This is a genomic window from Halomonas garicola, assembly GCF_055382465.1.
Window position 1 is genome coordinate 1,837,631 of sequence record NZ_AP043931.1, and the last position, 12,233, is coordinate 1,849,863.

Genomic DNA, 12,233 nt, shown 5'->3' on the forward strand with positions numbered 1-12,233 from the left:
ATCAGGCGCTATCGCGGAACAGCCAGGGCCGGCGGGCGCGGTGGCCGGCCTCGAACTCGCGGATGGCGTCTTCGTCCTTGAGGGTAATGCCGATGTCGTCGAGGCCTTCGAGCAGGCACTGCTTGCGAAACGCGTCCACGGCAAACCCGATACGCTCGCCTTCCGGGGTGATCACCTGCTGGTTTTCCAGGTCCACGTCCAGGGCGTAGCCTTCAGTGGCCTCGACGGCCTTGAACAGGCGGTCCACGGTATCTTCGTCGAGCTCGATCAGCAAAAGGCCGTTCTTGAAGGCGTTGTTGTAGAAGATGTCGGCAAAGCTCGGCGCAATCACCGCGCGAAAGCCAAAGTCCTCGAGCGCCCAGGGCGCGTGCTCCCGAGAGCTGCCGCAGCCGAAGTTGCGCCGGGCGAGCAGCACTTCGGCGTTTTGGTAGCGCGGCCGGTTGAGGACGAAATCCGGATTGAGCGGCCGCTTAGAGCAGTCCTGGCCCGGATAGCCCTCATCCAGATAGCGCAGCTCGTCGAACAGGTTGACGCCGAAGCCGGTGCGCTTGATCGACTTCAAAAACTGCTTGGGGATGATCAGGTCGGTATCGACGTTGGCGCGGTCGAGCGGGGCGACCACGCCGTCAAAGCGGGTAAACTGTTTCATGTTCAGGCCTTTTGCGCGTGGAGGTCATCGTTGGCGGGCAGGCGGCGCACGTCGACAAGACGTACATCAACAAAGTGGCCGGCAATGGCGGCGGCGGCGGCCATGGCCGGACTCACCAGATGGGTGCGGCCGCCGTAGCCCTGACGCCCTTCGAAATTGCGGTTGGAGGTCGAGGCGCAGTGCTCGCCGGCGCCGAGCTTGTCGGCGTTCATCGCCAGGCACATGGAGCAGCCCGGCTCGCGCCACTCAAAGCCCGCCTCGATAAAGACCTTGTCGAGCCCTTCTTCCTCGGCCTGGCGCTTCACCAGCCCCGAGCCCGGCACCACCATGGCGAGCATGATGCTGTCGGCCACCTTCTGGCCTTTCGCCACGGCGGCGGCTTCGCGCAGGTCTTCAATGCGCGAGTTGGTGCAGGAGCCGATGAACACCTTGTCCAGACGAATGTCAGTAATCTTCTGGTTGGGCGCAAGCCCCATGTACTCAAGCGCCCGAGCGTGGCTGGTGGCCACGGTGTCGTCTGCGGCCCTGGCGGGGTCGGGTACCTGACCGGAAATGCCGGTGACCATCTCGGGGCTGGTGCCCCAGCTGACCTGGGGCTCGATCTCGGCGGCGTCAATCGTCACCACCTTGTCGAACTCGGCGTCGGGGTCGGAGACCAGGTTGCGCCAGTCGGCAACGGCGGCGTCCCACTGCTCGCCTTCGGGCGAGTACGGCCGGTTGCCGATATAGTCGATGGCGGTATCGTCAACGGCAATCATGCCCACCCGAGCGCCGGCTTCGATGGCCATGTTGCATACCGTCATGCGCCCTTCCATGGAGAGCCCTTCGATGGCGCTGCCGGCAAACTCGATGGCATGCCCGGTGCCGCCGGCGGTGCCGATGCGGCCGATAATCGCCAGCACCACGTCCTTGGCGGTAACGCCTGTGCTAAGCGTGCCCTCCACGCGCACCTGCATGTTCTTCATCTTCTGGGTGAGCAGGCACTGGGTGGCCAGCACGTGCTCGACTTCGGAGGTGCCGATGCCGTGGGCCAGGGCGCCAAAGGCGCCGTGGGTGGCAGTGTGGGAGTCGCCGCAGACCACGGTCATGCCCGGAAGCGTGGCGCCCTGCTCGGGGCCGATAACGTGAACGATGCCCTGGCGCGGGTCGTTGATGCCAAACTGGGCAATGCCGTATTCGCTGCAGTTGTCGTCCAGGGTTTGTACCTGGATCAGCGATACCGGATCCTTGATGCCCTTGTTGCCCTCGGCGCGCTCGGCAACGGTGGTGGGCACGTTATGATCGGCGGTGGCCAGGTTGGCATCCAGCCGCCACGGCTTGCGCCCGGCCAGGCGCAGCCCTTCAAAGGCCTGGGGCGAGGTGACTTCGTGGAGCATGTGGCGGTCGATGTAGATCAGCGCGGTGCCGTCGTCGCGCTGCTTGACCAGATGCTGCTCCCAGAGTTTGTCGTAAAGCGTTTGCGCTGCCATGTTGTCTCCCGGGCCGCTGCCCTGCGTTGCGCGGATTACCGGCGTCACGGGGCGTGGTCGCTTGCGGTAATCGCATGTTGCTAAGCTGTGCGGGTAATAAGCTGTGCTGATAATAAATAGGCTGTGCTGGTAATCCGTTGTGCTGGAAATAGTGTTGCCCGCCGTGAAGATAAATGCAATTCATGTTATTTATGGTTTGGATTCCTTAAAGGAATAGTGATGGACACCCAGAGCCTGCAGGCCTTTATCGCCGTGGCCGACTGCCAGAGCTTTTCCCGGGCGGCGGAGCGGCTCCACCTGACTCAGCCGGCCATCAGCAAGCGCATCGCGGGGCTCGAAGACCAGCTGGGCACGCGCCTTTTCGACCGCATCGGCCGACGCATCGCGCTGACCGAAGCGGGCCGGCTGCTGCTGCCCCGGGCGCAGGGCATTCTGCTGGCGGTGGACGACAGCCGCCGGGCGCTGGCCAATCTCAGCGGCCGGGTCGGCGGGCGGCTGAGCCTGGCCACCAGCCATCACATCGGCCTGCACCGCCTGCCGCCGCTGCTCAAGCGCTATACCCGGCGTCACCCCGACGTGGCGCTTAACCTTGAGTTTCTCGACTCCGAGCAGGCCTACCGCGACGTGCTGGACGGCCGCCTGGAAATCGCCGTGGTCACGCTCGCACCCGAGCCCCACGAGCAGCTTGACGTGGTACCGGTCTGGGTGGATCGCATGTGCTTTGTCTGCGCCGCGGATCACCCGCTGCGCCACGCCGCGTCGCTGACGCTTGGCGAGCTGTGCCACCATGCAAGCGTGCTGCCCGGTCCGCTGACCTTTACCCGGGCGCTGCTTGGCCGGCGCCTTCAGCGCGAAGGGCTTACCCTGGAAGCGGGCATGTCGACCAACTATCTGGAAACCCTGAAAATGATGTGTAGCGTAGGATTAGGGTGGAGCCTTTTGCCCGAGAGCATGGTCGACAATGATCTGGTCGAGCTGGACGTTGCCACCCCGCCGCTTCACCGGCCGCTTGGCTACCTGGTGCACCACAATCGCACGCTATCCAACGCCGCGCGCCGCATGATCGAAGAGCTCGAGCAGGCGCGCGACATCGACGCCGGCGACCGGGCAACGTTTACCGAGCAGGAAATCACGCCATGACCTTGACGAAGCCACCCCTCTGGAAAACCTACCGCGACACTCCGCTGGTGCTGAAGATGGCGGCGGGCTTTTTACTGGGCATTGCCGCCGCGCTGATCTTTCGCGACCAGGCCACCCTGGTCAAGCCGCTGGGCACGCTGCTGATCCACCTGCTGAGCCTGCTCGCCATTCCGGTGATTTTTCTCACCGTGGTGCTGGCCGTCAGCCAGATGAACCTGCCCCAGCTGGGCAAGATGGGCGGCAAGCTGCTGCTCTACTACCTGACCACCACTGCCCTTGCCGTGCTGATCGGGGTGTCGCTGGCGCTTTTTTTCAACCCAGGCAGCGGCCTGTCGCTTCCCGACACCTCGGTGGACAAGCCCGACATCCCGCACTTTTCCGACATTCTGCTGCAGATCGTGCCGCGCAACCTCTTTGCCGCCTTCACCTCCGGAAATCTGATGGCCATTCTGTTCATCGCCATCATCATCGGCATGGCCGTGTCCACCATGCGCTTCTCCCGGGAAGAGGCCACGCGCGAGCACGGCATGCGGGTCGAGCGCTTGTTCACCGCCCTGAACGAAATGTTCTACCGCATCCTGAACGGCATTCTGCTGTACGCGCCCATCGGCGTCTTTGCCATCAGCGCCTCCACCTTCGGCAACCAGGGGCTGGAGACGCTGAAATCGCTTTTGTACTTCACCGGCGTGTTTTACCTGGGGCTGGTCATTCTCTGGAGCGTGGTCTACACCGGCTTTCTGAGCCTGTCGAAACACTCGGTCGGGGCCTTTTTCAAAAACATTCGCGAAGCCTTCACCACGGCGTTTTTTACCTCCAGCAGCATCGCTACTCTGCCCATTGCCATCAAGGCGGCGAAAAAGGCCGGGGTATCGGAAACAACCGCCAACTTTACCCTGCCCCTGGGCGCCATCTTCAACTCCGACGGCGGCGCGCTGCGCATGGGGGTATCGCTGGTGTTTGCCGCCAATATCACCGGGCTTGATCTGGCGTTTTCCAACTTTGTGGTCATCGTGGTGATCGGCACCCTGCTCTCGGTGGGCACCGCCGGGGTCCCCGCCGCCGGGCTTGTCACGCTCTCCGCGGTGCTCGGCATGTTCGGCCTGCCCCTGGAGGTGGTGGCGCTGATCGCCGGCGTCGATGCGCTGATCGGCATGGGCGGCACCGCGCTCAATGTGACCGGCGATATCGTCGGCGCGGCGGTGGTCGACGAGGCCACCCCCGACGCCCAGAAGGAAATGGCCTCTTAGGCCAGCTTGGCGGGGCGCGCCTGCAGCACGACGTTGCGCGGCGTCAGCGCCCGGGAGCAAAAGGTAGCAAGGGTCGCGTCAAAGCCGGCCTCCTGCATAAATATCAGCCGATCGAGCAGCAGCCACACTTCCAGCGGCCGACGAAAGGCATGGCGCACAAGCTCGAGGCGCTCGACCTGCCCCAACCGTTCCCTGCCGGCCGCTTCCCAGTCGCGCCGGGAGAGAGTGGCCGGCGGCAACGTAAGCCCTTTTTGCGCCGCGGCCCAGCGGCAAAAGCCGACGAAGTCAGCCGGCATCCGGCCGTAGGCCAGGCTCGGCACCGGTAGATACTCATCCACGCCGCGCACCTCCCGCTGGAGCAGGTCAAACCCCAGCCGCCAGGCGCTAGCCCGCTCGCGCTGACGGCTGACGCTGGACGGCGCGGTGACGGTTTCCCGGACGGCAAGGGCCAGGTCATCGCGCGCAAGCGCCAGTCCGCTTGCGGCCGCGAGCCGCTGCCCCAGCGTGGAAAGCGGCCGATAACGCTCCGCCGCGGTGCGCTGATAGCAGCACGGCGCCAGCGTCAGCGCCACGCCCTTCTGCGCGGCCTGGCGAAGCAGCGCCGCGTGCAGGTCGCCGCAGGCGTGCAGCGCCACGGCGTGCGCCCCGGGTTCAAGCCAGCGGCCGGCATCCCTTGCCAGCACGTCCTGCTCCGCCAGGGTGACCGCCGCCCCTTGCTTTTGCGCCAGGCGCTGACCCTGCTCGCACAGCGCCGGCTGCCACTCGAGGCCGGTTACCGCTCGCCCGTACAGGCGGCTCAGCGTGCGCGCCAGGTGCCCTTTCCCCGCGCACCATTCCACCAGCGGTCCGGAAGCGTCGGGCACGCAGCGCACAAAGGCCTGCAGCTGGCGCCACTTGCGCCCGCCGATATGATCGCTCCAGACGTTGGGCAGCGCGGCGTCCTCGGCCTGCCCGGCGCGATGCGCCGGCAGCCGGGAGAGCGCCCGAAGCTCAGCCACGGGCAGCCAGGGGTCAAGTTCCCCGGCCGCCAGCGGGTCGTCTTCCACGCGCTCAGCGGCGTCGGCGTCAAGCGCCAGCAGGGTTCGGTGCAGCGCCGGGTAGCTCGCCGCCCAGGGCAGGCGGCGGTGGGCAAACGGCAGCGGGCCCCACAGCGGCTGCCACGCGGCCAGCACTTTGGTCAGGCGCTGAAAGCGCTCGGCATGATTCATGGCAGGCCTTCTCTCCGTGCGGGTAAGTCAATGATGGGGCGCGCTGGCTTTTCCCCGGCGTTGCCGTTAGCCTGCCGGAAATTTTCCGGGAAAACGGCTATGCACGAAAGTTCCCCCCGGCAGCGCATCGCGGGCGGGCTGATTCTGCTTGCGCTGCTGCTGCAGATCGCCGGCTTCAACGGCGCGATCAGCACCACCTACGCGGTCAGCTACGGGCTGTGGCTCGCCGTGGTGCTGCTGTGGCGCGACATTCCCACGCGCTCCCGCCGCCAGGCCGCCGTGCTCATCGTCCTGGGGGTCGCCATGCTGCTGGCCGCAAGGCTGGGCTACGGCGCCCGGGTGTACTGGCCGGGCATTATCACCCGCAACGCCTTCGTGGTGGTGATGCTTGTCGGGGTAAGCTTTATTGCGCTGATCGGCAGCCAGGGCAACCGCGGCGCGCCGGGCAAGCGCGTCACCGGCACCGGCGGCGTGCTGCGCAGCTGGGCCGGGGTGCACTTTCTCGGCACCATCCTGAACCTTTCGGCGGTCTTTATGGTAGGCGACCGGCTCTCCCGCCGGGAACCTCTGTCCACGCCCCAGCTGCTGGCGCTCAACCGGGGGCTTTCCAGCGCGGCGCTGTGGTCGCCGTTTTTTGCCTCCATGGGGGTGATGATCGCGCTGACCCCCGACATGCAGTACGGCTACGTGGCGCTGGCGGGCTTTCCGCTGGCCATGTGCGCGGGGCTTTTCACCGCGCTGGAGCTTAGCCGACGCTTTGACCTTGACGACGTTGAGGGCTTTTCGCTGGCGCCCAAAAGCCTGCTGATGCCCCTTTGCATGGCGGCACTGGTGATGCTGTTTCACTTCTGGCTGACGCCCAGGCTCTCCATTGTCAGCATCATCACCTTTCTGCTGCCCTCGGTGGCGCTCGCCGCCAACCTGCCCAAGGGGCCGCGCTATACCGGCTACCGGATCTATCAGCACGCCATGACAAGGCTACCGGCCATGCGCGGGGAAATTTCGCTGTTTCTTGCCGCAGGGCTGTTCACCCTGGGGCTTTCCACCCTGGTGGACGCCGCCACCCAGGAAGAGTGGACGCTGTTTGCCCGCTTCGGCATGCCCCAGGCCATGGCGAGCTTTGTGGTCATCGTGCTCAGCGCGATGATCGGCCTGCACCCGATCATCGGCGTCTCAACCCTGGCCTCGATCCTGACGCTCGAGGGCAACGCCCAGACGCTGTACGCCTTTGTCGGGCTGGCCGCCTGGGGCGTGGGCACCGCGGTGGGGCCGCTTTCCGGCATCAACCTTTCGCTGCAGGGCCGCTACGGCATCAGCGGCTACCGGATGATGAAACACAACCTGGGCTATGCCGGCGTCATGAGTCTGCTCGTTCTCATCGCCATTGCCGGGATTGCCCTGCTGCTGGGGCAGACCTGACCCGCTCCCCTTCAGCGCGGCGGACGCCGCTCAGCCCTTGCGGGTAGCGGTCAGGCGCATGAAGTAGCGGCTGCCGCACTGATGGCAGGGCTCCAGCAGCTGGACGCGATCCATGATCACCTCGGCGTCGCAGTGGGTGCAGGCCATTTTGCCGGGAGCGGCCATTTCGCCTTCGCAGTAGTCGGCCCGGGCGGCTTCCAGGTCCTCGTTGAAGCGCTCGCGTTCAACCACGCTGCGATCGGCAATGGACAAAAGCGACTCGCTCACTCGGCGCGACAGGTGGTCAAGGTCAATGCCCAGCCACTCGGCTACCTGGCGGCCGGAGTTGCCCAGATAGCTGCGCATGTCGCGCAGGTCGCGCTCGACCCAGACGCGCAGCAGCGCAAGCTCGTCCTTGGTGTATTCGGCAAGCTCGCTTTCAAACTCGACGGCGTCGTCCAGCTCCTTTTCCAGGCTCGCCCGGTCAAGCTCGCCGGAGCCGCCTTTCACCCGCTCCAACAGGCGCTCGTAGCCTTCGCGCAGACGGCTTTCGTTGTGCTTATCCATAACGTTCTCCTTTGTTTCAATCCGGCTTGCCGGGCGTATTCGCCACGCCTTGGGGCGGGCGCGGGCGCTTTGTTGTGCTTGCCGTTCAAGGTTACCCCTTCATAGGATACAATCGAGTCAAGGTTCCAGCATTCGACTTTTATCATTCACTCTCGGCCCGGCCCCGCCGGGCGAGCAGCCCAAGGCATAACATAACCCGATGGACGCACATTACCGCCCCAGCGAAATTGAACGCGACGCCCAGCAGTACTGGCACAAGCATCAGTGTTTCAAGGCCGTCGAGGACGCCAGCCGCGAAAAATTCTACTGCCTGTCGATGTTTCCCTACCCCAGCGGCAAGCTGCACATGGGGCACGTGCGCAACTACACCATCGGCGATGTGGTGTCGCGCTTTCAACGCATGCAGGGCAAAAACGTTCTCCAGCCCATGGGCTGGGACGCCTTCGGCATGCCCGCGGAAAACGCCGCCATCCAGAACCAGGTGCCGCCGGCCCAGTGGACCTACGATAATATCGACTACATGCGCCGCCAGCTCAAGGCGCTGGGCTTTGCCTACGACTGGGACCGCGAGTTTGCCACCTGCGACAGCGACTACTACCGCTGGGAGCAGTGGTTTTTCACCAAGCTGGTGGAAAAGGGCCTGGTTTACAAGAAGATGTCCACGGTCAACTGGGACCCGGTGGACCAGACGGTGCTGGCCAACGAGCAGGTCATCGACGGCTGCGGCTGGCGCTCCGGCGCGCCGGTGGAGCGCCGGGAAATCCCCCTGTGGTTCTTGAAGATCACCGACTATGCCGACGAGCTGTTGGCCGACCTTGAAGAGGTCGAATGGCCCGAGCAGGTCAAGACCATGCAGCGCAACTGGATCAGCAAGTCGCGCGGGGTCGAGCTTTCCTTCGCCGTCAACGATTCGGCCGGCGGCGAGTGCGAGCCGCTTTCGGTCTACACCACCCGCCCCGACACCCTGCTGGGCGTGACCTACGTCGCCGTGGCCGCCGACCACCCGCTGGCCAAAAGTGCTGCCGAGCATAGTTCTGAGCATGGCTCCGAGCTTGCCGCCTTCCGCGAAGAATGCGCCAGAGGCGGCACTTCGGAAGCGGACATGGCCACCCGGGATAAAAAAGGCCTGGCCACCGGCCACACCGCCATTCACCCGCTCACGGGCAAGAAAGTGCCCGTCTACGCGGCCAACTTCGTGCTCATGGAGTTCGGCACCGGCGCAGTCATGGCCGTGCCCGCCCACGACCAGCGCGACTGGGAGTTCGCCACCGCCTACGGTCTGCCGATCTCCCCGGTCATCGCCGATGCCGACGGCAACACGCCGGACCTGACCCAGGGCGCCTACGTCGAGCACGGCACCCTGATCAACTCCGGCGAGTTTGACGGCCTGGACTTCGACGCCGCCTTCAAGGCTATTGCCCAGGCGCTTGCCGAGCAGGGCCGCGGCGAGGTCAAGACCCAGTACCGCCTGCGCGACTGGGGCATCGCCCGCCAGCGCTACTGGGGCGCGCCGATCCCGGTGAAGTACGGCCCCGACGGCCAGACCGTGCCGCTCACCGACGACGAGCTGCCGGTCAAGCTGCCCATGGAAGTGACCGTCGACGCCTCGGGCTCGCCGCTGAAGAAGATGCCCGAGTTCTCCGAGCTGGGCGACGGCTGGGTCCGCGAAACCGACACCTTCGACACCTTCATGGAGTCGTCCTGGTACTACGCGCGCTTCTGCTGCGCCGACAACCATGATGCCATGCTCGACGAACGCGCCAACTACTGGCTGCCGGTGGATCTCTACATCGGCGGCATCGAGCACGCTATCCTCCACCTGCTCTACGCGCGCTTCTTCCACAAGCTCATGCGCGACTTCGGCATGGTGGACTCCGACGAGCCCTTCCAGCAGCTTTTGACCCAGGGCATGGTCATCGCCGAAACCTACTACCGCCCCGCCGAAAACGGCGGCAAGCAGTGGTTCAACCCGGCCGACGTCGAGGTCAAACGCGACGACAAGGGCCGCGCGGTCAGCGCGATGCTGCCCGAAGACGGCCAGCCGGTGACGGCCGGCGGCATCGAAAAAATGTCCAAGTCGAAAAATAACGGCGTTGACCCGCAGTCGATGATCGACAAGTTCGGCGCCGACACCGTACGCCTGTTCATGATGTTCGCCGCCCCGCCCGATCAGTCGCTCGAGTGGTCGGATGCCGGCGTCGAAGGCGCTCACCGCTTTTTAAAGCGCCTCTGGCGCCAGGTGCACGAGCACCTGCAGGCGGGCACGCCGGCAGCGCTGGCCGACGTTACCCTGACCGAGGCGCAACAAGAGCTTCGCCGCAAGACCCACGAGACGATCAAGAAAGCCAGCGACGACATCGGCCGGCGCACCACCTTCAACACCGCCATTGCCGCGGTCATGGAGCTGTCCAACGCCCTGGGGCGCTTTACCCACGATACCGACAGCGCCGACCCGGACAACCTTGCCGTGGTCCGGGAGGCGGTGGAAACCTGCGCGCTGCTGCTCGCGCCCATCACGCCCCACCTGTGCCACGCGCTCTGGCAGCAGCTGGGCCACGACCAACCGGTGATCGACGCGAGCTGGCCGGCGCTTGACGAAGGCGCCCTGGCCCGGGATAGCATCGAGCTGGTGGTCCAGGTCAACGGCAAGCTGCGCGCCCGCCTCAACGCCCCGGCGGATGCCGACAAGGAGACCGTGGAGGCCCTGGCCATGGAAGACGACAACGTCAAGCGCCACCTTGACGGCAAGACCGTGCGCAAGGTCATCGTGGTGCCCGGCAAGCTGGTCAACATCGTGGTGGGCCAATGAAGCGCCGGACGTTTCTGAGCGCCGCCGCGGGCGCATCCGCCGCCCTGCTGCTGGAGGGCTGCGGCTTTCACCTGCGCGGCCGCGCAAGCCTGCCGACGCTTCCCACCCTGGCCCTTGAGGGCGACACCCAAAGCGAGCTCGGCCAGGCGCTGACCCAGCTGTTGCAGGCCCGCGGCAGCGGCGTCAGCGACTCAGCGCCCTGGCGGCTGACGCTCAGCGGAGTCGACATGCACAGCCGGCGGCTGGGCGGCACGGACCGCGGCAGCCGCGAACACCGGTTTACCCTTGAGGCCCGGGTATCGCTGCAGCAGCGCGACGACCAGGCCTACGTATGGAACCGCGAATCGTTCAGTTCCGAGCTCAGTCAGCGCGTCAACGATGACGACCTGCTCAACCGCGACGTGCTGATCGACGAGGCCCGCCAGCAGCTAGCCGAGCAGCTGGCCGAACGCATTACCGAGCGCCTGGCAAGCGTCGAGGCGTTCAAGTGAAGGTATTTGCCGATCAGCTGCCCGGGGCGCTGGCCAAACGGCTGCCCCAGGCGGTGATCGTCGCCGGTGACGAGCCGTTGCAGCATCGCGATGCCTGCGACGCGGTGCGGGCAGCGGCGCGCAAGGACGGCGTGGAAGAGCGCGAAGTCCTCGACGTGGAGCCCAACTTTGCCTGGGGCCGGCTGCACGAGGTAGCCGGCAACCTGTCGCTGTTTGCCACGCGCAAGCTGATCGAGGTGCGCCTGGGGCGGCATAAGCTTGGCCAGGACGGCGCCAGGGCGCTCGCCGAGTACGCCAAGGGGCTTGGCCACAGCGACGACGTCCTGCTGCTCAGCGCGGGCAAGCTCGACGCCCGGCAGCAAAAAAGCGCCTGGTTCAAGGCGCTGGACAAACACGGCCTGTTCGTCCCGGTGTGGCCGGTGGACGTCTCGCGGCTGGGGTTCTGGCTGCGCGACCGGGCGCGGCTTCACGGTCTCCAGCTCGAGCTCGATGCCGCGCGCCTTCTCGGCGAGCGCACCGAGGGCAACCTGCTGGCGGCGGACCAGGAGCTGCAAAAGCTTGCCCTGGTGCTGCCGGCCAACGCCCGAGTGAGCACGGAAAGCATCGCCCAGGGAGTTGAGGACAGCACGCGCTTTGACGTTTTCAACCTGGTCGATGCCTGTCTGAAAGGCGAAACGGCTCGCGCTTCGCGAATCGTCTACGGGCTCAAAAACGAAGGGGTCGAAGCGCCCATCGTGCTCTGGGCGCTGGGCCGGGAAATGCGCACGCTGCTTTCCCTGCATCAGCATCTGGAGCAGGGGCAAAGCTTTGAGCACGCCTGCAAGGCGCAAAAGCCGATGATCTTCGAGCGCCGCCGGCCGGCGTACCAAAACGCCGTCCGGCGCTTGCCCATGCGCCGGCTGCACAAGCTGTTGCTCATGGCCCAGCGGCTGGATCTGGCCGTCAAGGGCGCCTCCCCGGTACCGCTGTGGCAGGGCCTTCACGACCTGGCAATGACGCTTGCCGGCGGCCGCGGGCTGCTGGCGGAAACCGCCTGGACCTACCGGGTACAGTAACCGCCGCGCGCGAGGTTACCCCAAGATACAAACCTTGCGCTTTAATGCACACGCCGGCCTTAAATACGCGGGGATTTCTTTCTATACTGTGTGCGATGCATCCAGCGCTCGTTTTATCGCCAAGCCGGCCTCAGCCGATTTGGCGATAGTTCGCCTGTGCCAACCCCAATAACCAACGCTACTCAACAAGGGAACATGAC

Annotated in this window: 10 protein-coding genes; 6 read left to right on the forward strand and 4 right to left on the reverse strand. The window is 65.5% G+C overall.

Annotation, left to right across the window (positions count from 1 at the left end; translation table 11 throughout):
• Position 1 precedes the first annotated feature (1 nt).
• Both leuD and leuC read right to left on the reverse strand, forming a co-directional pair.
• Positions 2 to 649 (reverse strand): 3-isopropylmalate dehydratase small subunit, encoded by a 648-nt coding sequence (gene leuD, locus ACZ46Y_RS08900; RefSeq protein ID WP_311953309.1) that lies wholly within the window; start codon positions 647 to 649, stop codon positions 2 to 4.
• A gap of 2 nt (positions 650 to 651) precedes the next feature.
• Positions 652 to 2,118 carry a 3-isopropylmalate dehydratase large subunit gene (gene leuC / locus ACZ46Y_RS08905; protein WP_311953311.1) on the reverse strand — a complete coding sequence of 489 codons (1,467 nt, stop codon included), beginning with the start codon at positions 2,116 to 2,118 and terminating at the stop codon, positions 652 to 654.
• A 219-nt stretch (positions 2,119 to 2,337) separates the two neighbouring features.
• Between leuC and ACZ46Y_RS08910 the strand changes: the two genes are divergently transcribed.
• Together ACZ46Y_RS08910 and ACZ46Y_RS08915 are read left to right on the forward strand one after the other, a co-directional pair.
• Positions 2,338 to 3,258, forward strand: coding sequence for a LysR family transcriptional regulator (locus ACZ46Y_RS08910; protein WP_311953315.1), 921 nt, complete (start codon positions 2,338 to 2,340; stop codon positions 3,256 to 3,258).
• Positions 3,255 to 4,505, forward strand: a complete 1,251-nt coding sequence (locus ACZ46Y_RS08915; RefSeq protein WP_311953320.1) for a dicarboxylate/amino acid:cation symporter — start codon at positions 3,255 to 3,257, stop codon at positions 4,503 to 4,505. The genes ACZ46Y_RS08910 and ACZ46Y_RS08915 overlap by 4 nt, the downstream gene beginning before the upstream one ends.
• On the opposite strand, the gene ACZ46Y_RS08920 is transcribed toward ACZ46Y_RS08915, so the two are convergent.
• The gene (locus ACZ46Y_RS08920) at positions 4,502 to 5,713 is read right to left on the reverse strand and encodes a methyltransferase (protein ID WP_311953322.1); all 1,212 of its coding nucleotides are present in this window, start codon (positions 5,711 to 5,713) and stop codon (positions 4,502 to 4,504) included. The two genes, ACZ46Y_RS08915 and ACZ46Y_RS08920, sit on opposite strands and share 4 nt — an antisense overlap.
• A 99-nt stretch (positions 5,714 to 5,812) precedes the next feature.
• Here ACZ46Y_RS08920 and ACZ46Y_RS08925 point away from each other — a divergent pair, with 99 nt between their 5' ends.
• A complete protein-coding gene (locus tag ACZ46Y_RS08925) occupies positions 5,813 to 7,132 on the forward strand; it encodes a hypothetical protein (RefSeq protein ID WP_311953325.1) in 1,320 nt (439 codons plus the stop codon).
• A 30-nt stretch (positions 7,133 to 7,162) separates the two neighbouring features.
• Here the strand turns inward: ACZ46Y_RS08925 and ACZ46Y_RS08930 are convergent, their stop codons facing one another.
• Positions 7,163 to 7,678 (reverse strand): zinc ribbon-containing protein, encoded by a 516-nt coding sequence (locus tag ACZ46Y_RS08930; protein ID WP_311953327.1) that lies wholly within the window; start codon positions 7,676 to 7,678, stop codon positions 7,163 to 7,165.
• A gap of 199 nt (positions 7,679 to 7,877) precedes the next feature.
• Between ACZ46Y_RS08930 and leuS the strand changes: the two genes are divergently transcribed.
• The 3 genes from leuS to holA are packed head-to-tail and all read left to right on the forward strand — an operon-like array spanning position 7,878 to position 12,033.
• Positions 7,878 to 10,487 carry a leucine--tRNA ligase gene (gene leuS / locus ACZ46Y_RS08935; RefSeq protein WP_311953330.1) on the forward strand — a complete coding sequence of 870 codons (2,610 nt, stop codon included), beginning with the start codon at positions 7,878 to 7,880 and terminating at the stop codon, positions 10,485 to 10,487.
• Positions 10,484 to 10,978, forward strand: coding sequence for an LPS-assembly lipoprotein LptE (locus ACZ46Y_RS08940; protein ID WP_311953333.1), 495 nt, complete (start codon positions 10,484 to 10,486; stop codon positions 10,976 to 10,978). The genes leuS and ACZ46Y_RS08940 overlap by 4 nt, the downstream gene beginning before the upstream one ends.
• A complete protein-coding gene (holA, locus tag ACZ46Y_RS08945; protein WP_311953337.1) occupies positions 10,975 to 12,033 on the forward strand; it encodes a DNA polymerase III subunit delta in 1,059 nt (352 codons plus the stop codon). The genes ACZ46Y_RS08940 and holA overlap by 4 nt, the downstream gene beginning before the upstream one ends.
• Positions 12,034 to 12,233: the final 200 nt, after the last annotated feature.